We start from the raw sequence: 24,888 nt of genomic DNA, 5'->3' as shown, positions 1-24,888 counted from the left end.
CATAATTTTAAACATCTTTACAAGGTTAATTTTTACGTTTTTTTAGGTAGGCTTTTATACCATCAACAATTGCCTTAGATACTTGATTTTGAAAAGCTGCTGTTCTTAATTTCTTTTCTTCGGTAGTATTACTAATAAAGGCAGTTTCTACTAAAACAGACGGGATATCTGGTGCTTTTAGTACCGCAAATCCTGCTTTTTCAAGAGAAGGTTTATGCAGCTTATTAATCTTCTTCATTTGGCTTAAAATAGCATTACCCAGTAAAACCCCATTATTTAAAGTTGTTTTTTGCACTAAATCTAAAATGGTATTGTCCAAATATTTATCGCCACTACGACTTACTCCCCCAATTTGGTCGGCTTCATTTTGGGTTTGTGCCAGATAGCTTGCTGCAGAACTACTTGCCCCACGTGTTGATAATGCAAAAACAGAAGATCCACCAACTGAACGATTAGCAAATGCATCAGCATGGATAGAAATAAAAAGATCTGCATGCAAAGATCGTGCTTTAGCTACTCGTACTTTTAAAGGTATAAACACATCTTCATTACGCGTCATATAAACTTTTATGTTGGGCTCTTTTTTTAGCAAATTGTAAGTGCGACGTGCAATTTGTAAAACAATGTCTTTTTCACGGGTTTTATTATAGCCTATAGCACCGGGATCTTCACCGCCATGCCCTGGATCTAACATAACAACAATTGGCGCGTTTTTCTTTTTATTAGCCGGTGTTTTTATTTCAGATTGTTTTTTATTAAGATTTCCAGATTTATACTCTTCTAACAGAGCAAGTAAAGGATCAGCATCGGAAGTTGAAGCGGGTTTAGATGGATAAAGATCCATCACCAAACGATGCTTAAATTTCGCAATTGGCGATAAAGTAAAAGTATTTGGTTGGACGCCTTGTTTTAATTCGATCAGTATTCTAACCGTTTTTGGGTCACGTTGAACAACACGTATCGATTTAATATAAGGATCGTTTTTTAAAACTTTTGAAGATATATTTTTTAATGTTGTATTTAAATTGACATCACTGATATCAATTGCGATTCTTTCGGGGTTACTCAATAAAAAATGCTTGTATTTTAAACTAATATTGGATTCTAAAGTGATCCTAGTATAAGTAGATGAAGGCCAAACTCGCACAGCAACAATTTGTGCCATTGAAGCAGCAAAGCCTACACGAGTGACAGATAATAAACAAGTCGCAAGAATACCTTTAACTAATAGGCGCTTTGTAGGACTGAATGTTTCTGACATATTTAATCTAAACACTTTATTTTCTATATGAGTTAATCGCGAATAATAACATAAAATATAAAGATATTAAAAAGAATGATTCTTATCTTTATCTGATTTTTTTATAAAATAACCTATCCATTTTTTATGTTATAGCGATATTATTTTTTCCTTTTCTAAGATCAATGTTAGATTTTATCGTTATAAAAAGTTGGTATAGATCTTAAAACGCCATTAAATGCAATTATTCAATTAACAGTTTTTTTATAATCATCTATATTAATTGAAAATTTTTCACTGTATTTTCAAATCATTTTACAAAAGCTTATATAATGCTTTATTTTGGGTTGCTATGCTTATTTTATTATAGACCCTACATTCACAAAAGATTACAATATGGCTCGCTAAAATCACGGATTTAAACCCGTTTTCATTTTAACAATTAAATATAGCTGAGTTATTGATGAGCAAAAAATTACATATCAAAACTTGGGGCTGCCAAATGAATGAGTATGACTCAACAAAAATGGCTGATCTCCTTGAATCTACCCATGGTTTAACATTAACAGACAATGCCGAAGAAGCGGATATTTTATTACTAAATACCTGCTCTATTCGAGAAAAAGCTCAGGAAAAGGTTTTTCATCAATTAGGTCGTTGGAAAAATCTTAAACAACATAATCCAAATATCATTATTGGTGTTGGTGGTTGTGTTGCCTCGCAAGAAGGTGCACATATTCGTAAACGCGCCCCTTTTGTCGATATTATTTTTGGGCCTCAAACTTTTCACCGTTTACCTGAAATGATTGAACAGATTCGAAGTGGTAATGGTAACCATGTCGTTGATGTCAGCTTTCCTGAAATTGAAAAATTTGATCGTTTGCCAGAGCCTCGTAGCGAAGGACCTACTGCGTTTGTTTCTATTATGGAAGGGTGCAATAAATATTGCACTTATTGCGTCGTACCTTATACTCGCGGTGAAGAAGTTAGCCGACCTTGTGATGATGTCATTTATGAAATTGCACAACTGGCTGAACAAGGGGTGCGTGAAGTCAATTTATTAGGTCAAAATGTTAATGCTTATCGTGGCCCCACATTTGATGGTGATATTTGTTCCTTTGCAGAGCTATTACGGCTAGTTGCCGCTATTGATGGTATTGATCGTATTCGCTTTACAACTAGCCATCCGATCGAATTTACTGATGACATTATTGATGTTTATCGTGACACGCCAGAGCTTGTGAATTTTTTACATTTACCTGTTCAAAGTGGTTCAGATCGCGTATTAAACTTAATGAAACGTACGCATACCGCACTTGAATATAAATCCATTATTCGAAAATTACGTAAAGTGCGCCCAGATATTCAAATTAGCTCTGATTTTATTGTCGGTTTCCCGGGGGAAACGCAAGAAGACTTTGAGCAAACAATGAAGCTAATTGCCGAAGTCAATTTTGATTTAAGTTATAGCTTTGTTTATTCAGCGCGTCCAGGTACACCCGCTGCTGAAATGGAAGATAATGTTTCAGAAGAAGAGAAGAAGCAGCGCCTTTACATTCTTCAAGAACGAATCAACCAACAAGCCATGCAATTTAGCCGTCGTATGTTAAATACTGTACAACGTATTTTAGTTGAAGGTCCATCCAAAAAAGACCTTATGGAATTAACCGGTCGAACGGAAAACAATCGAATTGTTAATTTTGCAGGTCGTCCTGATATGATTGGTAAGTTTGTTGACGTTGAAATTACTGATGTTTATCCAAATTCACTACGTGGTAGAGTTGTTCGTACTGAAGATGAAATGGATTTACGAGTTAGTGAATCGCCAATGTCAGTTATTTCTCGCACTCGTAAAGAAAACGAGCTAGGGGTCGGTATCTATCAACCTTAAAGTAGTAATCATTAAGCCACAATGTGAGTGGCTTTTCATATTTTTTATAAAATAATAAAGATAATAAAATAACTTACGGATGAATTTAAAGGAAAAGAAAATAATATGTTTATAATATTTGGAACTCGCGGAAGAGAAGTTAACGAACATAGTGGACAATTTAATTGCCCAAATTGCTGTTCGCAACAAAACACCACTACCGATGAAAAAAAACAAAAATATACACAAATAAAAGTGGCAAAATATTTTACGCTATTTTTTATTCCTATTTTTAGTTACGAAACATTAGGACGTTATATAAAGTGTAATGAGTGCAATAGTGATTACAACGAAAACGTACTGGAATATGTGCCACCAACATTTGAAGAACAAGTTGCATCATATGTTGAACAAGAGTTAAAAAGTGGAACACCTATTTCAATGGTAATTAATAAACTAAAAGCACAAGGTCTTGATCAAGATCAATCCCAACGTGCTGTTGATCATGTTGTTTCTGGTAATATTGTGACATGTCATCATTGTAATATGGACTTTTTAACAGGTATTGAAAAGTGTTCTTTATGTGAAGGGCACATTAAAAGTTAGTTTTAATTATTTGAGGGCTTACATTTGAATATCATAACACATGAAACTATGCTTGACCCCGCTGATAATCAGCGACTTAATAGCCTTTGTGGCCCTTATAATGACAATATTAAGCAGCTAGAGCGTCGACTAGGTGTTGAGATTAATCATCGTGGTAATTTATTTTCAATAACTGGCGATCGGATTTGTGTCAAAGCAGCCAATGATATTTTACAATCTCTTTATAAGCAAACTAAAGCCAAAGATAAAATCATTGATATCGAGCCAGAACAAATCCATCTAGCAATTAAAGAGTCTGGCGCGCTAGAAAAGGCAAGTGAGCATTTACCTGCTTATATTGATCATCAAGGCGGCAAGCTGGTAATGATAAAAACTAAGCGAGGCATCATTAAACCAAGAACGGCAAATCAAGCACAATATATTGCCCATGTTTTAGATTATGATATCTCGTTTGGGATAGGGCCTGCTGGCACAGGTAAAACCTATTTAGCGGTAGCCGCAGCAGTTGATGCGCTTGAAAAGCAACAAATCCGCCGCATTGTATTGACTAGACCAGCGGTTGAAGCTGGTGAAAAATTAGGTTTTTTGCCTGGCGACTTAAGTCAAAAAGTCGATCCTTATTTACGTCCACTTTATGATGCGTTATTTGAAATGCTCGGATTTGAAAAAGTTGAAAAGCTGATTGAAAAAAGTGTGATTGAAGTTGCACCACTTGCCTATATGCGTGGGCGAACTCTTAATGATGCTTTTATTATTCTTGATGAAAGCCAAAATACCACCATTGAACAAATGAAAATGTTTTTAACTCGCATAGGTTTTAATTCTAAAGCGGTAATAACAGGCGATATTACCCAAATTGATTTACCACGCCATCAAAAGTCGGGTTTACGGCATGCTATTGAAGTATTGAGTCAAGTTGATGAAATTAGTTTTAATTTTTTCAATAGTGAAGATGTAGTCCGTCATCCAGTGGTTGCCAGAATTGTTAATGCTTATGAAAAATGGGAAGAACAACAGCAGAATATTAAACAGCAATATACGGAAAGTAGTATATAAAGGAGTCTTATTATTCCTATTTCACGTAAAAAAGAAAAAACGGTAATTCGAGATCATTCTGCCGAAGCAAATTTATTTCTTCGTAGGGCGCTATTTGCATTCGTTACGATTATTTTAATGGTCATTATTTTGCTTGGTAATTTAGCAGATTTGCAAATTGCTAATTTTAGTTATTACAGTACAAAATCCAATAATAATCGAATTGAAATTATACCTATCTCACCTAGCCGCGGCATGATTTATGATCGTAATGGCACACCTTTGGCAATTAATAACATCACATATCAGCTTAATATCATTCCTGATAAAACAAAAAACCTTAATGAACAATTCAATGAATTAAAAAAAATTGTTGGCTTGACTGATGAAGATATTGAGATGTTCCAAAAAGAACGACGCAATTATAAAGCTCATCGCCCAGTACCGCTAAAAGAAAATTTGACCAAAAAACAAATAGCGCGTTTTGTTGTGGATCAACATCGTTTTCCATTTGTTTCTATTGTGGGGATACAGCATCGTTATTACCCTTATGGTGCATCACTGACTCATATTCTTGGCTATATTTCTAAAATTAATAGCCAAGATAAACAGCGCTTAGATGATGAAAATAAGTCCAGCGATTATGTCGCTACGTTTAATATTGGTAAAATGGGGATAGAAAGATATTATGAAGACGTATTACACGGAACCCCAGGTTATGAAAAGGTTGAAGTTAATAGCCGAGGTCGTATTGTTCGTCAAATAAACAAACATCCACCACAAGCTGGTGAAGACATCTATTTATCTATTAACCTTAAATTACAGCTTTATATAGAGCAATTATTAGCAGGGCGTAAAGCGGCAGTGGTTGCTATGGATCCTAATAATGGTGAGGTTTTAGCTTTAGTTTCTAGTCCAAGTTATGATTCCAATCTATTTGTTGGTGGTATATCGAGTGTAAAATATAGCGAATTACTCAAAGATCCTAGTAAACCTCTATTTAATCGCGTGTTACTTGGCGCTTATCCACCAGCTTCGACCGTTAAACCTTTTATTTCTATTGCCGCTTTGAGTGAAGGGGTTATCACGCCAAAAACTGTGGTTGATGATCCTGGTTGGTGGCAATTACCTGGTACTGAGCGACGTTATCGAGATTGGCTTAAATGGGGGCATGGTCGGGTTGATGTATTAAAGGCCATTGAAGAATCGGTTGATACTTACTTTTATAAAGTTGCTTATGATATGGGTATCGATCGCTTAAACTTATGGATGGCTAAGTTCGGTTATGGTAAACGCACCGGTATTGATATTTCACCAAACGAAGAAACCCGTGCCGTTATGCCGAGCCGTGAATGGAAAATAAAGCGTCATAAAAAATCTTGGTTACAAGGTGATACCATTCCTGTCGGTATTGGTCAAGGTTATTGGACTGCAACCCCAATGCAAATGGTTAAAGCGCTAACGACTTTAATTAATAATGGTAAAACCTATACACCGCATTTTTTATTATATAAAAAGAGCGATATTTTAAACGCTAATAAACGGCAACCAGAGATTAATTCAGATAATTATATTGAAACAAATAGTTTAGGTGATATTAACCCAGCTTATTGGGCACTTGCTAAGGAAGGTATGCACCGAGTGATGTTTGGATCAAGAGGAACGGCACGTAAGATTTATGCTGATGCAAAATATCAGGCTGCAGGTAAATCAGGTACCGCGCAAGTTTATGGGTTGAAGCAAGATGAAGTCTATAATGCTCATAAGATCCCAGAGCATTTACGTGATCATGCATTATTTATTGCTTATGCTCCTTATGATAAACCAAAAATAGCGCTAGCGATTGTATTAGAAAATGGTGGCGGTGGTAGCTCAAACGGTGGCGCTGTTGCTCGTAAAATCTTAGATTTTTACCTTCTAGGTAATGATTCAACACAGCTAGATGAGCCATCACCCAATGACGGAACTGAAGATTAATGATGAATAATAGCAAAAAATCTTTTTGGCAAAAGATACACATCGATCCCTTATTTTTTTTATTTATTACGCTATTACTTGGCTATAGCCTCTATATTCTTTGGAGTGCATCGGGTCAAAATATCGATATGATGCAAAAACGAGTCATTCAAATATTGCTAAGTTTTGCTGTAATGATTATTTTAGCTCAGTTTTCACCTAGGGCTTATGAAAAATGGGCGCTGTATCTATATATTGTTTGTATTATCATACTATTACTAGTTGATATTTTTGGTTACACCAGTAAAGGCGCACAGCGTTGGTTGGATTTAGGTATTTTACGATTTCAACCTTCAGAAATAGCCAAAATAGCCGTGCCATTAATGGTAGCAAAATTTATTCACCGAGATGGGTGTCCGCCGCCATTAAAAACCACATTACAAACACTAGCTATCATTGGTGTGCCAGCATTACTTGTTGCGATGCAACCTGACTTAGGTACAGCAATATTAATTGTTATGTCAGGCATTTTTATTATATTTTTAGCGGGCATGAATTGGCGTTACATTCTTGTTGCATTAATTTTAATCGCTGTCTTTTTACCGATTATGTGGTTCTTTTTAATGCATGATTACCAGCAAAAACGCGTATTAATGTTGATTAATCCCGAACTTGATCCTAGCGGAGCAGGTTATCATATCATTCAATCTAAAATAGCAATTGGATCGGGCGGTCTATGGGGTAAAGGCTGGTTACAAGGCACACAATCGCAACTTGAATTTTTACCTGAGCGACATACCGATTTTATCTTCTCCGTTATTGCCGAAGAGTTTGGTTTTGTCGGCTCTATTGTTTTGCTTATTCTCTTTTTATGTTTAATTGTACGAGGGCTTATTATTGCCGCTCAGGCACAAACCACCTTTGGTCGAATACTTTCTGGTGGGCTGATTTTAGTCTTTTTTATTTATGTGTTTATTAATATTGGTATGGTCAGTGGAATCTTACCAGTAGTTGGTGTACCATTACCGCTAATAAGTTATGGTGGCTCTTCTTTAGTCGTATTAATGGCAAGTTTTGGCATTATGATGTCTATTCACACACATCGATATATGTTATCTAAAAATATTTAACGGAACCCAAATAAATGAAAAAGAAATTTAAATTATCTTTTGCGTTATTCGCGCTTGCTGTTTGCTCATCAGCAAATGCTGAAATGGCTTTTCCTATTCCAGCTATCCCAAAATTGGATGCAGAATCTTATATTTTAATCGATGCTAAATCAGGCGAGATACTGGCACAATATAATGCCGAGGAACAACGTGACCCAGCAAGTTTAACTAAAATGATGACCAGTTACGTGGTGGGGCAAGCACTACAATCAGGGCGTATTAAAAATGATGACATGGTTGTGGTCAGTAAAGATGCATGGGCAACAGGCAATCCTATTTTAAAAGGATCATCATTGATGTTTTTAGAAGTGGGTAAAACAGTATCGGTTTCTGATCTTAATAAAGGCATTATTATCCCATCGGGTAACGACGCTTGTATTGCTATGGCTGAACACGTTGCGGGGAGCCAAGGCGCTTTTGTTAACCTAATGAATGATTATGCTAAAAGACTTGGATTAGATCATACTCACTTTGAAACAGTGCATGGGCTTGATGCGCCAGGGCAATACACAACAGCTAAAGACATGGCTTTTTTAGGGCAAGCTTTAATTCGTGATTTACCTGAAGAATATTCCATTTACAAAGAAAAAGAATTTACTTATACATTATCTAAACCACAACTTAATCGAAATGGGCTACTTTGGGATACCACACTGAATGTAGATGGAATTAAAACAGGTCATACCAATGCCGCGGGGTATAACTTAGTTGCTTCTGCTGTGGATGGTAATACTCGTTTAATTTCAGCCGTATTGGGTGGACGTACTTATAAAGGTCGTGAAGAAGAAAGTAAAAAATTATTAGTATGGGGATTCCGCTTTTTTGAAACAGCAAACCCTATAAAAGCAGGTGCGCCATTAGCAACTGAAACTATTTGGTATGGTGATGAAAATAAAATTCAATTAGGTGCAATTAATGGTGCCTTTATCACAGTGCCAAAAGGTCGTTCAGCAGATGTACAAGTTGAATATAAAATTGATGATTATATTTATGCGCCAATAGCTAAGGGTGCAACAGTGGGCAAAATGCAATTTTTACTTGACGGTAAAGTTATTAACGAACAGCCACTTGTTGCTTTACAAAATGTTGAAGAAACAGGCTTTTTTGGTAGTGTATGGGATTGGATAACGCTACAATGCTATAGATTATTCCACTAGTTTTTATTCAAGTTTTGCTATCATCGCTCTGCGTTCTGTAAGTAATTACTTACAGAATGAGCTAATCCTTTATAAAATAACATATTTTTAACATAATATAGCTATGCAAAAGATAGTCAGAAAAAGTGTTGATTTTATTGAATTTTTTATTATTTTATTTTTATTGTTTGCTATTTGAAAAGACAAACATGCTAATAACCAGCATTTGCTTAGCTAGCAGAACAAAAAATAGAAATAAAACTAGTAATTTTATACTATTTATGATATAAAACGCGCGCTACATTTCATATTGTTTTTCTATATAAGATAGTAAATGACAATTAGTAATGAATAAAGCATTAAATTTTAATAATTAATTAACGTTATAACACACACATATCATCACACTTTTCCGGGGTGCCTTTTACTTGTTGTTATTAGGTCGGTTAAAGCGGATATGTGGAGGCATAACCCCAACGTCAAAATGAGGAAATCATGACTACAGTATCAATGCGCGATATGTTACAAGCGGGTGTACACTTTGGACACCAAACTCGTTATTGGAACCCAAAAATGAAACCATTTATTTTTGGTGCACGTAACAAAGTTCACATCATCAATCTTGAAAAAACAGTACCAATGTTCAATGAAGCATTAGCTGAATTAAACAAAGTTGCTGCGCGTAAAGGTAAAATTTTATTTGTTGGTACAAAGCGTGCAGCTAGCGAAGCCATTAAACAAGCGGCTGAAAGCTGTGGACAATACTATGTTAATCACCGTTGGTTAGGTGGTATGTTGACTAACTGGAAAACAGTACGTCAATCAATCAAACGTCTAAAAGATTTAGAAACACAAGCTAGTGATGGTACATTTGACAAATTAACCAAAAAAGAAGCACTAATGCGTGCTCGTGAAATGGCTAAATTAGAAAATAGCTTGGGTGGAATTAAAAATATGGGTGGCTTACCCGATGTGATTTTTGTTATTGGTGCAGACCACGAACATATCGCAATCAAAGAAGCTAACAATTTAGGTATTCCAGTCATTGCTGTTGTTGATACTAACTCAGATCCTGATGGTATTGATTACATTGTTCCTGGTAATGATGATGCAATCCGCGCAATTCAATTATATGTAAATGCGGTTGCTGAGGCAGTCCGTTCTGGTCGTGAACAAAACCAATCTCCAGTATCTGAAGAAAGCTTCGTAGAAGAAGCACCAGCAGCTGAGTAAAAACTCAAATATTTTCGGGTGGATGCTTGAGTGTCCACTCATTCTAATGAAAATCATCACAATGGTTAAATAGAGGATTAAAAAATGGCTGAAGTTACCGCTTCTATGGTAAAAGAACTGCGCGAAAGAACTGGCGCAGGTATGATGGAATGTAAAAAAGCATTAGTTGAAGCTAATGGTGATATTGAACTTGCAATTGACAACATGCGCAAATCAGGTCAAGCCAAAGCAGCTAAAAAAGCAGGTCGTGTTGCTGCTGAAGGTGTGATTATTTCTAAAATTTCTGCTGATAAAAAGTATGGCGTTATCTTAGAAGTTAACTGTGAAACAGACTTTGTTGCCAAAGATGCTGGTTTCCTAGCATTTAGCGAAAAAGTAGCAACAGCAGCTTTAAATGATCGCATGATTGATCTTGCTGCTTTACAAGCAAAATTTGAAGAAGAACGCACTGCACTAGTTGCTAAAATTGGCGAAAATATTGGTATTCGTCGTGTTGCTGAAATTTCTGGTGACGTAGTTGGTAGTTACCAACATGGTGCTCGTATTGGCGTATTAGTGGCAGCTAATGGTGCTGATGATGAATTAGTTAAACATATTGCAATGCATATTGCAGCAAGCAAGCCAGAATATGTTGATCCAAGTGATGTGCCTGCTGATGTTGTTGAACATGAACGTAACATTCAAATCGATATTGCAATGCAATCAGGTAAACCACGTGAAATCGCTGAAAAAATGGTTGAAGGTCGTATGCGTAAATTCACTGGAGAAGTATCATTAACTGGCCAAGCTTTTGTTATGGATCCTTCTAAAACTGTTGGTGATTTACTAAAAGAAAAGAAAGCCACAGTTGCTTCATTCATTCGCTTTGAAGTAGGTGAAGGTATTGAAAAAGTCGAAGTTGACTTTGCTGCAGAAGTTGCTGCAATATCGAAACAATCTTAATTTTTTCAAAAAACCGCCGTTAAGGCGGTTTTGTTTATCTACAAAATATTTTAAAATTACGACAAGCTAATTTGTTAGCTTATTGAGTAATTAAACAACGAAATAGTGAGACTTCAATATGGTGACCCCTTTCTATAAACGTATTCTTCTAAAACTCAGTGGCGAAGCGCTACAAGGTGATGAAGGCTTTGGTATTGATGCAACTGTTCTTGACCGTATGGCGCAAGAAATAAAAGAACTGATTGAAATGAATGTTCAAGTTGCTGTTGTTATTGGGGGTGGTAATCTATTTCGTGGTGCAGGACTTGCTAAAGCTGGGATGAACCGAGTGGTTGGTGATCATATGGGGATGCTTGCAACGGTTATGAATGGTCTTGCGATGCGTGATGCGTTGCACCGAATTGAAGTTAATGCGCGTTTAATGTCAGCGATACCATTAAATGGCGTCTGTGATGATTATCGTTGGACTGAAGCAATCAGCTTGCTTCGTCATGGTAGAGTCGTTATTTTATCAGCAGGAACGGGTAATCCTTTTTTTACCACGGATTCAGCAGCCTGCCTGCGTGGTATTGAAATCGAAGCAGATGTTGTTTTAAAAGCAACCAAAGTTGATGGTGTTTATTCAGCTGATCCTGTAAAAGATCCGAATGCAACACTTTATAAGACGCTTAACTATGAAAAAGTATTAGATGATGAACTTAAAGTCATGGATTTAGCGGCATTTACATTAGCAAGAGATCATAATCTACCTATTTGTGTGTTTAATATGAATAAACCAGGTGCGTTGCGTCGCGTCATATTAGGTGAGCAAGAAGGAACATTAATTAGTAACAAAGCAACAGTAACCAGCTAATTATCTTTATCTTAAATAAGGCTTTTATTATGTTAAACGAGATTCAAAAAGAAGCGCAAACGCGCATGGAAAAAAGTATTGATGCATTTCAAAATCATATTTCTAAAGTAAGAACTGGTCGCGCATCACCAAGTTTATTAGATGGCATTATGGTTGAATATTACGGTAGCCCAACGCCACTTCGTCAACTAGCCAATGTTGTTGCTGAAGATGCAAGAACACTAGCTATAACCGTATTTGATAAATCATTAACGCCAGCTATTGAAAAAGCGATTTTAACTTCAGATTTAGGGCTTAATCCTGCGTCAGCAGGCACAGTAATTCGTGTACCTTTGCCACCGCTTACAGAAGAACGCCGTCGCGATTTAACCAAAATTGTTCGTAATGAAGCAGAACAAGGTCGAGTATCGATTCGTAATATTCGCCGTGATGCCAATGATCAAATTAAAGCATTGCTAAAAGATAAAGAAATATCTGAAGATGATGAGCGTAAAGCACAAGATTTAATCCAAAAAGCAACCGATGCTGCAATCAAAAAATTAGATGCTGTGCTGGCCGATAAAGAAAAAGAGTTAATGGAATTCTAATTTATCTTTTTTCCTTGCAAACGCTTGGTTTTATAAAACTGAGCGTTTTTTATTTACTAAAATGTTGCTATTTTATGTATATAATATTTTCAACTTTTCAGCACAAGTAGCATGGGTATGGATAAAAACAAGATATATTAGCTTGTTTTAACTATTATTGAATATTCCAAGATAAACACTTTTTATTTTCATGGGCTTCTTTTAATGCTATAGATATTAATGATAATTCTTCTTCAGCTTTTTCCTTATCTATTGGATCTGATGATATTGCGGAAACAACTTTTTTATTCTGTATAAAATATCTTTTAGTAACCGTGAATACTACTTCTGACTTTATATTTTCATCATGATAGTAAATTGGGACATTGTAATATTCAGCATTTGAGATAACTTGGTATCTATTACTGTTTTTTATAACGGTAATTTTTCCACGATAAGTTTCACCATAAATATTAATCTCAATCTTATTTTTGCGACATATTAATCCTGCGCCTTCTGTTGAAGGAATCGATTCAAGTGTTATCTCATCAGCTTTTGATGTAAAAGATAGGCATAGTAAGTTGATGAATATTAAATAAGCGAATCGTTTAATCATCTTGTTTTTCCGTCAATTACCTTATTTTCTAATTCAATTTCAGCTTGATTTATTTCTTGCTTTAATTAAAGCTATCTCGTATATAAAAATATTTCAAATTTATTTTGATGTTATTCATTGTTTTTTAGAATTATTTAAAACCCAAAATCATCATCTAGTTCATCTGCGTTTTTGCAATAATTATCTTCTTTTTGTGTACATTGACGAGAAAACACTTTATCTGAATCATTCGTGCTACGTCTTTTATAATTACATACCGAATTAAGTAAGGTATAGCTATGTTTTTTAGTGTCAAATTGAAAAGTTTTAGTGATTACAATGTCGTTATCTTCTTTAATTGGACAAATTTTTTTCTGAATGGCTTGTTGTTTCTTTTCATCAAAAGAAATATCGAGCCCTTCTAAATTCAGATAAACAAATTTTCCTTTGTTCTTATCAAAGGAGTAAAAACGATGAAAAGTAGGTACCCCCATTACATCATCGGTTGTTTTAGAAATAAAAAAATCATTATCAATGCCATCAAAATTGTAATCATCAGTGCCTTCAGGTCTATGAATTACTGTGCTATCACCGTTTTTTATTGTTTCGATTGACATAAATTCATAATCACTAATAGCAGCATCATTAATTGTTTGTAACAAACTACCGTCTTTTTTTCGGTAAACATTAATGCCAAGCATTTTATAAGCGCAGTCTTTTATAGATAAAACGATTTTGAAATAGTAATCTTTAGTTGTCTTGTGTTGTAAAAATTCTATTTCTTTAGATTTTTTTTCAAATATATCTAATTCTGAGTCCGAAAAGCATCCAAATTGCAGTTCACTTTCTAATTCTGTTTTAGGTAATGACGCTAATCTTTTATCAGCTGAAAGATTATCATCAGACTCTGTGCCATCCTCATTTTCGGTTAAAAGCTTAGGATGATTGGTGATATTATTGATATATAAAGTTGCATTACCAGCAAAATCATTATTATAATTGTAATAATACTCTTCTTTATACTTGCCATTCGTTCTGATTTCGATTCGATAAAAATAGTTGGCAAATACAAAGTTGGATAAACATAAGATAGCCACTATAATGTATTTTATTGTTTTCATATTCTTTCACTTAATCATATTATCCACTTCTCAAACTAACAGCATTTAAGAATTATTTTATAGAAATTTATGGCATTTTAGTTGATAGTCTATGCTTATTTAGGCGTGCAATTACTAGTCGGCGTAAAATGCATTCCATGGTACCCAATTAATTATTTCACCATATTTTTCACTTTGATAACTCACTTTAAACCATAAGAGCTTTCTCATTTTATAAATTTCATAAAGGTTAGTTTTTTTGAGTTTCTCATTGTCTAATTCTACATCTAAAATTTTGACAAAATCGTTTCTTTTTAAATAGTTATAAGTTGGATATTGAAAGTCTGGTTGTTCATAAAGTTGAACTTTTTCTAGTTGAATATAAGAATGAATATCGCTTTTTTCGGTTGAGTTATCCAGTATATCTGAAAGCCTGTCCATATCATAAAAAGTAAAATTACCGTTAGAATTGAGAATATCTAAACCAATCATATGTTGGTATTCAAATTCACCTAATTCTTTAATTCTTTGAAATACTTCGATATTTTTGAAATGATATTGCTTATCTTTATTTGCTATTATTACTGTATATTTATCTAAATCATAATCCTTAATTAATTGATAGTGTTGATAAAAACTAATATCACCCACTTTACCAACGAAAACATCAAAATTTTTATGTAATAAACTTTCATCAGTGTGAGGGAAATAGGAGTAAGAATTTAATTGGCGAGGATCAAAAAGAGCCAAGGAACCATTTAAATCTTTAATATTGTTAATCTGCTTTCTTTCAGTGCAATAAGAATATCGGGTTTCCATCAAGTTGATTAACCGTCTCTTAACATAGCTACAATCAATAGTTAGTCTGTTGTTTTGAATTGTTATTGGAATGTAGCCTTGAATATTATTTGTTGTTGCATGCTTGTAAAATAATGCGGGTTGATTATTCCAATTGGCAAATTGAACATCAAGTGAATGATAAGATCCAATCAAATTTTCAAGTTGATAATCCACATTATCACCTTTTACTTCTAATATAGCGGGTTTTGAAAATTCATTATTTTCATCATCACAACGATAAGATATAAAGTTATACGAATTTGAATTAATCTCGAACGAATAGTTTTTAGCTTCTATTTTGTTTGAACAATGCTCCTTAGCATTGCAGATAGCGCTTATTGATATACATAATATTAATATTATTTTTTTCATTTCTAATTATTATTCACTAAATAATGATTTTAAGTCTATTCCAGTATATAAATTAGCTAAGATTAAGGGTAGAAAAAATTAATTTTTATATAAGTAACCTAAGTTAAAAACAATGGTAATCGATACCGTTTACGTGCATTATGTCGATGTTTAAATGTAACGGGAAATCGTTTCTATTATCAGCGACAATTGACGTAGCAACCACAAGATATATTGCTGAGTGAAATAGTGGGACGAAGTGCTGGCAGGCATAAAACAGCGGCACGGGTCATGCAAGCGATGAGTCAAATATCCATGAACTTACAGACGATTGAGTTTTTTCATTCTGATAGAGGAAAAGGGTTTGATAATCATTTGATTGATAAATGCTTAACAGCATTTGGAATTAAACGGTCGTTAAGTCGCAAAGGCTGTCTTTATGATAACGCAATTGCAGAAAGCACATTTAAAGCCGTAAAACCAGAATTTATGCCAAATACTATTTTTGATCACTGGCGCAACTTAAATTGGAATTTAATCACTATGTGGATTGGTTTAATTATAACAGGCTTCATTCAATATTAAATGGACAGTCGCCGATTGAATATAAAAGAAATCGATGACCTTATTTTTTGTACTAAAAAGTGTGGACATACCACCAGACTCTTTGGCATAAGCTGTAAAAGAAATTGAAGATAATAAAGGGCAAGCTAATGAAAATAATTAATTTATTAATTATCGTATTGTTTAATTTTATAGGTGCCTATCTAAGTTACCAATGGTGTTATCGAATGATTATCGCAAAACATCGCACACCAGAATTATATTATTTGATGTGTTATGGTTTGTGTTATTTCTGTTTTATTCTGATTTCAATCTTCCTTTTATATAAAATAAATCGGCCGATGGGTTTAGTGATGTGCGGAGTGCCACTTGGTATTCTAATTACCTTAATGTCACCTATTGTCTTCATGTTAGTTATGGATGAGGCTAATAAATCGGTTTTTAATCTAGATTTTATTATGGGATTTTTAGGTATTACATCACTGGTAACCCTTAATTTTATAATATATCCGGCAATTTTATTATGCTGTCATTATTCTATTGGTGGGATACAAAAAATATCAAGTAAGCTTGCTTTGAAGCAATAATTAATTACCTGAATTAGCCAGAGCATCGCCCACCTATTTTATACTGTGGCACTCATCAGATTGGATTGCCGCCCTGTATTTCTTGTCTTATTTTAAGTTTATCAATTTTTGTACAAAAAACGCTCTAACTTATCCGCCTTAAAATGTAGTTCAGAAATCGTGTCGCTTATCCACGCACATCATAATCACTATTCGGTAATGGAAATCCCCACACCTGATTACAGGTATAATGCCTATGGATATCATGTAGCTTGTGCTAATTCTGCTAATTTTTGTTTTCTACTCCTTTAGGTTATTTATTCTAATTTATATCTAAATTTTAACACTTTTAAGGATGCTAAAGTCTTTTGCCTATTACCATTAACAAATCATTGAGCATAATAATTTATGATTGAAACGGTATAGAATCCTGAATCTTTTTTACAAATGCATTAAACATTATGATGATTTAGAGCTAAAATGCGATTTGCTAGCGGGTAAAAACGTGTCGCCAGTGTGCATGTCTAACCATGTTTGACGATAACGTTGACATCGCTTTATTTGATAATAGTTAGCTAATGCCAAAAATCCTTGTAATTCCATTATCTCCAAAAAATAACGTTGCCACTTAGCGACGGTATCGGTATTAATTCCCAATTGCTGGCTAATCGTTTTAAATGTCTCACCTTGTAGTAATAAATCAACAAAAGGTAACCACAGTTCACAATGAGATAATTTATCAAGATAATACTTTTTGAGAGGATTAAACGTTCGGCGACAGGTTCGGCAACGAAAATTAAGGCGGTGCCCAATGCGAACTGTACTAAGCGATCCACAATAATCGCAAGGCATAACTGACGTACCAAGCAGCTTGGTCAGCCATAACTTAAATGCCTGAGCTTGTCTAGACACTTCTACCGGCATCGTTTGTGTAAGATTCAGTATTGCTTGATAAAGATCTGGCTCATACTGCGCTAGCCACTGACGAATAACGTTATCTCGCCTTTGAGCAGCTCGTGGTGAAAGATGAAATTTATTGGCAATCAAGCTATGTGGCAGAGCAATTAACGTCATGGGCGCAATGTCAATCAGTAATGCGACAGGCTTAAGGCGTCGACATAATGAACTTGTTGCGATTAATGACGGGACTCGTTGCAAAAAGCGCTTAGCAGCAGAATGCTGCTCTTCGGGTAAAATAGCGTGATACATTGTTGATCTCCTTTGAAACGGTATAGAATCCTGAATATTTTTTACAAATAATATAACCTAAAAAGTGAACAGGTGGAATTATTTGATTAACGACTGCCCAGCATAAACAGAATATGCTATATTATTTTTCGTTTGATTTTACAAGGCGATAAGATGGATATTAAACTAACCAAACATGACAAACGCTATATTGAAAGCACGGACGACGTGTACAGTATTATGCAGCGTGTGTTATTGCGTGAAAACAAGATCGACCAAGAAAAGGAACATCTTTGGATTATTGGTATGAATCAAGCGGGTTATATCCTGTATATTGAACTAATTGCGCTTGGATCGTATAAATCGGTCAACATTGAGCCAATGAACGTGTTTCGCGTTGCGGTGATGAAAAACGCCTCACGGGTGATTTTGGTGCATAATCACCCGTCAGGATCGCTGATCCCTTCAGCGGCCGATAAAGACATCACCGACCGCTTAATTCAAGTTGCCCATATTTTAAATATCGAACTTACCGACCACTTAATTATCACCCCAAAAACCTATATCAGCTTTCGCAGCATCAAACTGATGGCAGAACTTGAACAAAGCCTGAAATATGTTCCGACTTACCAAGTAGTTGAACGCATCCGTAAACAAGAAAAACAAATTGCAAAAGAAAAATTAGCGGTTGAGAGGGATAAGACCAAAACAGCTCAGCAGAAAGCAAAAGCAGAAAAAGCTCGTCGAGAAAAAGCTGAATCTGAAAAGAAAATACTAATTAATGCATTACTGGAAAAGGGCGTATCGATTGAAAATATTGCGAAGATTTTGGGCATTACCGTGAGAGCGGTTAAGGGGATTATTAATTTAAAATAATAGTGCATTTTATGAACAGATAGAAGAGCAACATCTAGAGTTTATAAGAGAAAGCTATCCAGACAATATTTTAGAGCTTATTACCCATAATTTTGAGGAATATATAAATAAACTCAGGGAGGATGATTCTTTAATTGATCATGATGAGATAATAAATCTATTATCAACAGAGTTAAGTTCAGCGCAAAAAACGTCATTGTTAGGTTTAACAAATGTTCCTATTTCCATTAATTATGCAAAGGATTCAGTAGAGCTTCAAAGGTAGTAAAAACTGATAAATACTGATTTTATTGTTATCCCATACTATTGGAAATGGTTGAATAGTCGCCCTATTTGAGGTGGCTATCGTTGAATTTTGAGTATTTTCTTTCATCGTTAATCCTTTGTTAGATTGATTAATTAGTTATTTAAATCAAATGGAATAATCTCGATAGTAATGCATTCTTTTAGATAACCATTGATATAATTAAGACTGTTAATCTTTTTATTTCCACCAATATCGAGGATTACTCCTCGATATTTTTTACCCTTTCACACACACGACTTGCCGTAATTGATGGACAATTTCGACCAGTTCATTTTGGGCAGTCATTACCGCATCAATATCTTTATATGCCATTGGTATTTCATCAATCACATCAGCATCTTTACGGCATTCAACATGTGCGGTGGCTTTGATTTGGTCTTCAATGGTAAATTGTTTTTTTGCCGCTGTTCGGCTCATAACTCGCCCTGCACCATGTGAGCATGAACAGAAACTTTCTTCATTACCAAGTCCACGGACAATATAGCTTTTAGCGCCCATTGAGCCCGGAATAATCCCTAGCTCACCTTTACGAGCTGATACCGCTCCTTTGCGTGTCACAAAAATATTATGACCAAAATGATGCTCTCTTTGAACATAGTTATGGTGGCAGTTAACTGCTTGTAGATGACTAATAAACTCAATATTTAGTGTATTACCGATGGCTTTAATTGTGTTATGCATTATCGCTTCACGATTTAAACGGGCAAACTCTTGAGCCCAATTTACCGCCATAAGATAATCATTAAAATGCTCAGTGCCTTCAACAAAGTAGGCTAAATCTTGGCTTGGTAAAAAGTTATCAATAAAATAAGTAGCCATGTCTTGTTTAGCTATTTTGATAAAATACTCTCCAATAGCATTACCCACACCACGTGAACCGCTATGTAACATAATCCAAACCCGATCAGTTTCATCCAAACAAATTTCGATAAAATGATTACCTGTTCCTAATGTCCCTAAATGATGGTAGTTATTAGTATTTAAAAAATGTGGATATTTTTCAGTCAGCTTTTCAAATTCTGGTAATAGCTGTTGCCAATATTGATCCACAATTAATGGTGGATTTTGCCAACTACCTTGATCGCGACCTATTTTTTTTGGCGTTAAACCATGCGGTACGGCTTTTTCAATCGCTAAACGTAAGGGTGCTAGTTTGTCAGGTAGATCAGCATTGGTTAATGAAGTTTGTACTGCCATCATTCCACAGCCAATATCTACACCAACCGCAGCAGGTATAATTGCACCAATAGTAGGAATCACGCTACCGATAGTTGATCCTTTACCTACATGCACATCAGGCATTACAGCGATATGTTTAAAAATAAACGGTAATTGTGCCAATTTTAATAGTTGTTCTTTAGCTTCAAGCTCTACTGGTACACCTTTTGTCCACATTTTTATCGGCTTAGTATTTTCGGTTTTTAATACTTCATATTGTCTCATTTTTTCACTCCTTCTTAATTTCATGCAATGCTAAGTTGCTAAGTTTATAAGCTCTATTTTATTTTTGGATTTTATTCCCCCTTTGGGCGATAAAATCTTTTTTTGTGATTCCGTATATAAATACTGCTAAAAGCGTGCCAAAAATTAAAAAATGGTAAAAATAATTAGTATTGTTTTGATTAAAAAAACAAAAATAAGTTTAAAATAGATGAAAATAGAAATTTAATAGATTTTGGTTGATTAATTTTTTATAATTTATTCTAAAAAGTTATAAATATTTATAAAAATGAAAAAGAATATAGTATTTGGTTTTTTAGGAAATGTACTGGATCAACGTAGTAAAGGTAAACGACGATGGTTACAATGGCGACCGACTATTGATTTATGTCATCGATCTGATCTACCACTAACTCGATTTGAATTACTCTATTATCAAAACGATTATCATCTGCTTTGTGAAGTTGTTAAAGATATTAAAATTTTATCACCACAAATTGAAGTAAGGCCAATTGCAGTAAATATAGATGATCCATGGGATTTTGAACAAGTTTATACCTGCCTTTTTGATATTTCGAAAAACTACTCATTTAATTCAGAACAAGAAGAGTATTATTTGCATATCACAACTGGTACGCATGTTGCACAGATTTGTTGGTTTTTGCTAGCAGAATCGCGCTATTACCCAGCTAAATTATTACAAATGTCTCCACCATCCAAAAAGGAGATAATGGAAAAAAAATATAACTTAGAGGAAGCCGATCTCATTGCGCAAGTACCTTATGGTAAAATGAATATCATCGATTTGAATTTGCATCGTTATGATAAAATCCTAACCCGTTTTCAACAATATGCCATTCAAGCAACGGATCTGTTAAAATCTGGTATCGCTACTCGTAACCAACAATTTAATCAATTAATTGCTGAAATAGAACAGGTTGCCAGCCGATCGCATGCTCCTATTTTATTGTGTGGGCCAACAGGTGCTGGTAAATCATTTTTAGCTAAACAAATTTATTTACTAAAACACACTAATCATCAAATTAACGGTCAATTTGTCGAAATTAACTGCGCCACCTTACGAGGTGATAGTGCAATGTCAACCTTATTTGGCCATGTCAAAGGCGCATTTACCGGTGCAAATTTTGCTCGTAGCGGATTACTTAAAAATGCTGACGGGGGAGTATTATTTTTAGATGAAATTGGTGAACTTGGGCTTGATGAGCAAGCCATGTTATTAAAAGCGATTGAAGAAAAGCAATTTTATCCATTTGGCAGTGATAAACCGATACAGAGTGATTTTCAGTTAATCGCTGGCACGAATAAAGATCTGAAACAGGCAATAAAACAAGGTGAGTTTCGAGAAGATCTGTTCGCCAGAATTAACTTGTGGAGTTATCAACTGCCAAGTTTAGCCGAACGGAAAGAAGATATTGAACCGAATATTGATTATGAATTGGCACGTTATGCTAAAGAATATGGCATCATGCCACGTTTTAATCAACAATCAAGACGTGCTTATTTAGCCTTTGCTACCTCTCCAGAAGCCTTATGGCTGGGCAACTTCCGTGAATTGAATAGCTCAATTATTCGAATGGCAACGTTAGCACCACAAGCCAATATTACGTTGGAACAAGTAGAAAAGGAAATTTTGCGTTTAAAACAAAACTGGGGGAAACTCAAGTCAGATGATCCTTTAATTCCATTAGAAATAGATGAATTTGATCGCTACCAACTGGAAAAGGTAATCGAAATCTGCCAAAAAAGTAGCTGTTTATCTGAAGCAGGCAGACTATTGTTCGCAGTGTCTCGCATAAAAAAACAACGTAGCAATGATGCCGATCGATTAAAAAAATATTTGGCCAAGTTTGGTTTAAATTGGGATATGGTTAATAAACCTTAATCAATGTATCGGTAACATCTATCCTATAAATGCAAAGATTTTTACTGACAACTATATTTATACATTTAAACTAATTAAACGAGATTGTTCATCAAATTTAGCAATTATTCTTTGCTTACCTTTTATTGCAACAAGCTCTGTTTGAGCTGTCAAATTGCTTGGTTTGACTTGATAATCTTTAGCAATTAGATAGTATTTAAGCGCCTGATAATGATCCACATCAAAGTTTGAAATAAATTGAGAAAATATTTCAAAAATTTGGTTTTGATTATTTTTCTGCTCATGGTTATCACTTTCAGATGAAGAACGACCAAACAGATTTTTTATAAATTTTGGCAAAATTTTAGAGGTTTTATTCTGGTTATTATTTTCTGAGTTAATATGATCTTTTTTTATGGTTACCAATGCTATTCCTTGCCCAAAATTAGCAAGATAATATCCATTTGTGTTAAACATTCCTGTAGCAATTACCCCTATTTTGTATAACTCTTCTTGTGTAGTGTCAAATTGAGCAGTAGTGAATAAATTAATATTATTTTTTTCACCATAGCTTTTTAAACTCAACGCTTGTTCAATAACCGATGCGGGCAACTGCGATGCTTCATTATTCCAAGACCAAAGCCATGTTTCAGAAGATAAAGAAAAAGTACCTAATAATTGAATAGAAAAGGTTATATTATCACCAAAATAAATAACACCTTGATTGATATCTATTTGCCAATTGTTATCGCCAATTTTTTCATCAAAATTGAGTTGTTTTTCAAATCCATAACAACCAAAATGTTCTAACAATTCTTTTTCAGATTTGCACGGTGTTACCATAACTTTTTCCCCATCCCCATAATAATTCATTATTTTCCCATTTAAATTTTATGTTTTGATTTAATACTGATATGAACTCCCGTGATGCTAATATATTGTTTATTAAATATCAATATTTTTACCTTTACAGCTAAATATTTTTTGTATAGAATGCGTTCGCTTTCCTGAATCGTGCTGCTGCAGGAAAACAGTAATTATCTTCTCAACAGAGGAGACCGTTTTTTATTGTTTTCTAGGTGGCAATGATGTCTACATTTACCCGTTTACAAAAACGTTTATCCCGACTAGGGATTGAAAGTCATTTTTATAATGATATTTATACTTTTAATCAACAAAATACGACCGCTCAAGTTTTATTACCGCAGGCTTTACCTTTAGAAGAAAAAGCTGTCAAGCAGTTACTGGATTTTGCATCGGTCAAGGTACCTAATAGCTTAGGACACGTGTGTGCCGCTCGAGCTACTCCCGATTTTCACCCAGGTGCAATTGCGCCAGTGGGCAGTATTGTGGCAACAACGGAAGATTTAATTATTCCAGCAGCTATTGGCACTGATATTGACTGTGGTATGCGCCTTTTAACAACGGGCTTAAGTTATGATCAAGTGCATGACCAAAAATCAACAATTATTGCGCAACTAAAACGTGTATTATTGCAAGATGAGCGAGATGTTCCTGTTACGCCACAATCCTTTCAAGCGTTGTTTGATCAAGGAATCGCAGAATGGATTGCAGCACTACCACAACAAGGGGTGTGGCAAGAGGTTAACGTTAATCGATTACTTGCCGAAATTAATCAAATATCAGGACAGACGTTAATCACCGCCGATAGCAAATACGCGCCAGAGGCCTTTTTTGAGTCACGCAGTATTATCCGCCCAGCAAGCTTAGGTACCGTTGGTTCAGGTAACCATTTTGTTGAGTTACAAATTGTTGATGAAATCCTTGATCGACATTTAGCTTATCAAATGGGGCTAAAGAAAGATGCTGTTGTGATAATGATTCATACTGGTTCACGAGATGTGGGATTTTATATTGGCAAGCGTTGGCAAGATAAAGCCAAAGAATTATGGCCAGTAAACGAAAAATATCCAACATCAGGATTATTTGGTTTGGCCGATGATAATGCTCAAAATTACTTGCAAGCTATGGGCGTTGCAGCTCGTTATGCTTGGATCAACCGAATTGTTATCACGGAATTGATACGTAAAGAATTCATGGCGATTTTTAAACACAATAATAGTCAGTTAATCGTGGATATTTCGCATAATATTATTTTACCTGAGCATGGCATGAATATTCACCGCAAAGGAGCAACGCCAGCTAACCAAGGGGAAATAGTATTAATTCCTGGCTCAATGGGCGATTACTCTTATGTGGCGGTTGGTAAAGGGAATTCAGATTGGTTATGGTCTTGCTCGCATGGTGCGGGTAGAGCTGAAAGACGGCAATCAATGCGTAGCAAAAAAGTGGTGTCTGATAAAGTTAATTTGCCATGGCAATGTGTTACCTTAAAAGAGGAACGTCTACGTGAAGAAGCCCCTGCGGCTTATAAACCGATCACACCTGTAATCGAATCGCAAGAAAATGCTGATTTAATCCAGTCTGTGGTAAAACTTAAACCTTGGATCACGTTTAAAGCGTGATTAAGCAAACAGCCCAAGCTTCGTTAGTTTGGGCTGTTTTTATAATCAATTGCTATTTTTTAATTTTTACTATTGTATTCTGTTTAT

Annotated in this window: 22 protein-coding genes; 15 read left to right on the top strand and 7 right to left on the bottom strand. The window is 34.9% G+C overall.

Translation table 11 applies throughout. The features are described from left to right. Positions 1-25: 25 nt before the first annotated feature. Positions 26-1,261, bottom strand: a complete 1,236-nt coding sequence (locus A9G41_RS02180) for an N-acetylmuramoyl-L-alanine amidase (protein WP_065580051.1) — start codon at positions 1,259-1,261, stop codon at positions 26-28. 442 nt (positions 1,262-1,703) lie between these two features. Between A9G41_RS02180 and miaB the strand changes: the two genes are divergently transcribed. From miaB to frr, 10 genes are all read left to right on the top strand, one after another. Then, the gene (gene miaB, locus A9G41_RS02175; RefSeq protein WP_065581559.1) at positions 1,704-3,131 is read left to right on the top strand and encodes a tRNA (N6-isopentenyl adenosine(37)-C2)-methylthiotransferase MiaB; all 1,428 of its coding nucleotides are present in this window, start codon (positions 1,704-1,706) and stop codon (positions 3,129-3,131) included. A 105-nt stretch (positions 3,132-3,236) separates the two neighbouring features. Then, positions 3,237-3,716 (top strand): zinc-ribbon domain-containing protein, encoded by a 480-nt coding sequence (locus A9G41_RS02170; protein WP_065653147.1) that lies wholly within the window; start codon positions 3,237-3,239, stop codon positions 3,714-3,716. Positions 3,717-3,740: 24 nt separating this feature from the next. Further along, complete coding sequence (locus A9G41_RS02165; RefSeq protein WP_075539267.1) at positions 3,741-4,772, top strand: PhoH family protein; 1,032 nt, start codon at positions 3,741-3,743, stop codon at positions 4,770-4,772. An 18-nt stretch (positions 4,773-4,790) separates the two neighbouring features. After that, positions 4,791-6,728 carry a penicillin-binding protein 2 gene (mrdA, locus tag A9G41_RS02160; RefSeq protein ID WP_075539266.1) on the top strand — a complete coding sequence of 646 codons (1,938 nt, stop codon included), beginning with the start codon at positions 4,791-4,793 and terminating at the stop codon, positions 6,726-6,728. 2 nt (positions 6,729-6,730) lie between these two features. Beyond that, positions 6,731-7,837 carry a peptidoglycan glycosyltransferase MrdB gene (gene mrdB, locus A9G41_RS02155; protein ID WP_082259601.1) on the top strand — a complete coding sequence of 369 codons (1,107 nt, stop codon included), beginning with the start codon at positions 6,731-6,733 and terminating at the stop codon, positions 7,835-7,837. A gap of 14 nt (positions 7,838-7,851) precedes the next feature. Further along, on the top strand, positions 7,852-9,033 hold the full coding sequence (locus A9G41_RS02150) for a serine hydrolase (RefSeq protein ID WP_065567307.1): 1,182 nt from the start codon (positions 7,852-7,854) through the stop codon (positions 9,031-9,033). A 474-nt stretch (positions 9,034-9,507) separates the two neighbouring features. After that, a complete protein-coding gene (gene rpsB / locus A9G41_RS02145) occupies positions 9,508-10,245 on the top strand; it encodes a 30S ribosomal protein S2 (protein ID WP_065581553.1) in 738 nt (245 codons plus the stop codon). Between the two features lie 84 nt (positions 10,246-10,329). Further along, positions 10,330-11,187 carry a translation elongation factor Ts gene (gene tsf, locus A9G41_RS02140; protein WP_065568206.1) on the top strand — a complete coding sequence of 286 codons (858 nt, stop codon included), beginning with the start codon at positions 10,330-10,332 and terminating at the stop codon, positions 11,185-11,187. Positions 11,188-11,305: 118 nt separating this feature from the next. Next, a complete protein-coding gene (gene pyrH, locus A9G41_RS02135; protein WP_065568207.1) occupies positions 11,306-12,040 on the top strand; it encodes a UMP kinase in 735 nt (244 codons plus the stop codon). Between the two features lie 29 nt (positions 12,041-12,069). After that, positions 12,070-12,627, top strand: a complete 558-nt coding sequence (gene frr / locus A9G41_RS02130; RefSeq protein WP_065568208.1) for a ribosome recycling factor — start codon at positions 12,070-12,072, stop codon at positions 12,625-12,627. Positions 12,628-12,781: 154 nt separating this feature from the next. Here the strand turns inward: frr and A9G41_RS02125 are convergent, their stop codons facing one another. The 3 genes from A9G41_RS02125 to A9G41_RS02115 form a co-directional block, all read right to left on the bottom strand. Further along, entirely contained in the window at positions 12,782-13,222 is a 441-nt protein-coding gene (locus A9G41_RS02125; RefSeq protein WP_065581552.1) for a hypothetical protein, read from the bottom strand. 134 nt (positions 13,223-13,356) lie between these two features. Then, positions 13,357-14,322 carry a hypothetical protein gene (locus A9G41_RS02120; RefSeq protein WP_075539264.1) on the bottom strand — a complete coding sequence of 322 codons (966 nt, stop codon included), beginning with the start codon at positions 14,320-14,322 and terminating at the stop codon, positions 13,357-13,359. A 114-nt stretch (positions 14,323-14,436) separates the two neighbouring features. Next, positions 14,437-15,513 (bottom strand): hypothetical protein, encoded by a 1,077-nt coding sequence (locus tag A9G41_RS02115; protein WP_141672088.1) that lies wholly within the window; start codon positions 15,511-15,513, stop codon positions 14,437-14,439. 524 nt (positions 15,514-16,037) lie between these two features. Between A9G41_RS02115 and A9G41_RS14905 the strand changes: the two genes are divergently transcribed. Together A9G41_RS14905 and A9G41_RS13795 are read left to right on the top strand one after the other, a co-directional pair. Beyond that, complete coding sequence (locus tag A9G41_RS14905) at positions 16,038-16,115, top strand: IS3 family transposase (RefSeq protein WP_442903048.1); 78 nt, start codon at positions 16,038-16,040, stop codon at positions 16,113-16,115. Positions 16,116-16,205: 90 nt separating this feature from the next. Continuing rightward, on the top strand, positions 16,206-16,643 hold the full coding sequence (locus tag A9G41_RS13795; protein WP_141672089.1) for a hypothetical protein: 438 nt from the start codon (positions 16,206-16,208) through the stop codon (positions 16,641-16,643). Positions 16,644-17,081: 438 nt separating this feature from the next. On the opposite strand, the gene A9G41_RS02100 is transcribed toward A9G41_RS13795, so the two are convergent. Then, the gene (locus A9G41_RS02100; protein WP_065588935.1) at positions 17,082-17,831 is read right to left on the bottom strand and encodes a hypothetical protein; all 750 of its coding nucleotides are present in this window, start codon (positions 17,829-17,831) and stop codon (positions 17,082-17,084) included. Between the two features lie 153 nt (positions 17,832-17,984). On the opposite strand from A9G41_RS02100, the gene A9G41_RS02095 reads away from it, so the two are divergent. Beyond that, the gene (locus tag A9G41_RS02095; protein ID WP_075539262.1) at positions 17,985-18,686 is read left to right on the top strand and encodes a JAB domain-containing protein; all 702 of its coding nucleotides are present in this window, start codon (positions 17,985-17,987) and stop codon (positions 18,684-18,686) included. Positions 18,687-19,209: 523 nt separating this feature from the next. Here A9G41_RS02095 and A9G41_RS02090 read toward each other — a convergent pair. After that, complete coding sequence (locus A9G41_RS02090) at positions 19,210-20,436, bottom strand: RtcB family protein (RefSeq protein ID WP_065581544.1); 1,227 nt, start codon at positions 20,434-20,436, stop codon at positions 19,210-19,212. A gap of 286 nt (positions 20,437-20,722) precedes the next feature. Between A9G41_RS02090 and rtcR the strand changes: the two genes are divergently transcribed. Next, a complete protein-coding gene (gene rtcR, locus A9G41_RS02085; protein WP_075539261.1) occupies positions 20,723-22,336 on the top strand; it encodes an RNA repair transcriptional activator RtcR in 1,614 nt (537 codons plus the stop codon). A gap of 57 nt (positions 22,337-22,393) precedes the next feature. Here rtcR and A9G41_RS02080 read toward each other — a convergent pair whose 3' ends face one another. Next, a complete protein-coding gene (locus tag A9G41_RS02080) occupies positions 22,394-23,158 on the bottom strand; it encodes a DUF6882 domain-containing protein (RefSeq protein ID WP_141675151.1) in 765 nt (254 codons plus the stop codon). A gap of 245 nt (positions 23,159-23,403) precedes the next feature. Between A9G41_RS02080 and A9G41_RS02075 the strand changes: the two genes are divergently transcribed. After that, complete coding sequence (locus A9G41_RS02075) at positions 23,404-24,801, top strand: RtcB family protein (RefSeq protein ID WP_075539260.1); 1,398 nt, start codon at positions 23,404-23,406, stop codon at positions 24,799-24,801. Positions 24,802-24,888: the final 87 nt, after the last annotated feature.

Source organism: Gilliamella sp. Nev5-1 (genome assembly GCF_001690895.1).
Taxonomy (GTDB): Bacteria; Pseudomonadota; Gammaproteobacteria; order Enterobacterales; family Orbaceae; genus Gilliamella; species Gilliamella apicola_C.
This window is presented reverse-complemented; position numbering and strand designations above follow the sequence as displayed.

What these genes read in the sequence shown, in the direction of transcription:
- A9G41_RS02180 (WP_065580051.1), bottom strand. Translation starts at nt 1,261, where the DNA reads ATGTCAGAAACATTCAGTCCTACAAAGCGCCTATTAGTTAAAGGTATT.
- miaB (WP_065581559.1), top strand. Translation starts at nt 1,704, where the DNA reads ATGAGCAAAAAATTACATATCAAAACTTGGGGCTGCCAAATGAATGAG.
- A9G41_RS02170 (WP_065653147.1), top strand. Translation starts at nt 3,237, where the DNA reads ATGTTTATAATATTTGGAACTCGCGGAAGAGAAGTTAACGAACATAGT.
- mrdB (WP_082259601.1), top strand. Translation starts at nt 6,731, where the DNA reads ATGAATAATAGCAAAAAATCTTTTTGGCAAAAGATACACATCGATCCC.
- A9G41_RS02150 (WP_065567307.1), top strand. Translation starts at nt 7,852, where the DNA reads ATGAAAAAGAAATTTAAATTATCTTTTGCGTTATTCGCGCTTGCTGTT.
- rpsB (WP_065581553.1), top strand. Translation starts at nt 9,508, where the DNA reads ATGACTACAGTATCAATGCGCGATATGTTACAAGCGGGTGTACACTTT.
- tsf (WP_065568206.1), top strand. Translation starts at nt 10,330, where the DNA reads ATGGCTGAAGTTACCGCTTCTATGGTAAAAGAACTGCGCGAAAGAACT.
- pyrH (WP_065568207.1), top strand. Translation starts at nt 11,306, where the DNA reads ATGGTGACCCCTTTCTATAAACGTATTCTTCTAAAACTCAGTGGCGAA.
- frr (WP_065568208.1), top strand. Translation starts at nt 12,070, where the DNA reads ATGTTAAACGAGATTCAAAAAGAAGCGCAAACGCGCATGGAAAAAAGT.
- A9G41_RS02125 (WP_065581552.1), bottom strand. Translation starts at nt 13,222, where the DNA reads ATGATTAAACGATTCGCTTATTTAATATTCATCAACTTACTATGCCTA.
- A9G41_RS02120 (WP_075539264.1), bottom strand. Translation starts at nt 14,322, where the DNA reads ATGAAAACAATAAAATACATTATAGTGGCTATCTTATGTTTATCCAAC.
- A9G41_RS02115 (WP_141672088.1), bottom strand. Translation starts at nt 15,513, where the DNA reads ATGAAAAAAATAATATTAATATTATGTATATCAATAAGCGCTATCTGC.
- A9G41_RS13795 (WP_141672089.1), top strand. Translation starts at nt 16,206, where the DNA reads ATGAAAATAATTAATTTATTAATTATCGTATTGTTTAATTTTATAGGT.
- A9G41_RS02100 (WP_065588935.1), bottom strand. Translation starts at nt 17,831, where the DNA reads ATGTATCACGCTATTTTACCCGAAGAGCAGCATTCTGCTGCTAAGCGC.
- A9G41_RS02095 (WP_075539262.1), top strand. Translation starts at nt 17,985, where the DNA reads ATGGATATTAAACTAACCAAACATGACAAACGCTATATTGAAAGCACG.
- A9G41_RS02090 (WP_065581544.1), bottom strand. Translation starts at nt 20,436, where the DNA reads ATGAGACAATATGAAGTATTAAAAACCGAAAATACTAAGCCGATAAAA.
- rtcR (WP_075539261.1), top strand. Translation starts at nt 20,723, where the DNA reads ATGAAAAAGAATATAGTATTTGGTTTTTTAGGAAATGTACTGGATCAA.
- A9G41_RS02080 (WP_141675151.1), bottom strand. Translation starts at nt 23,158, where the DNA reads ATGGTAACACCGTGCAAATCTGAAAAAGAATTGTTAGAACATTTTGGT.
- A9G41_RS02075 (WP_075539260.1), top strand. Translation starts at nt 23,404, where the DNA reads ATGTCTACATTTACCCGTTTACAAAAACGTTTATCCCGACTAGGGATT.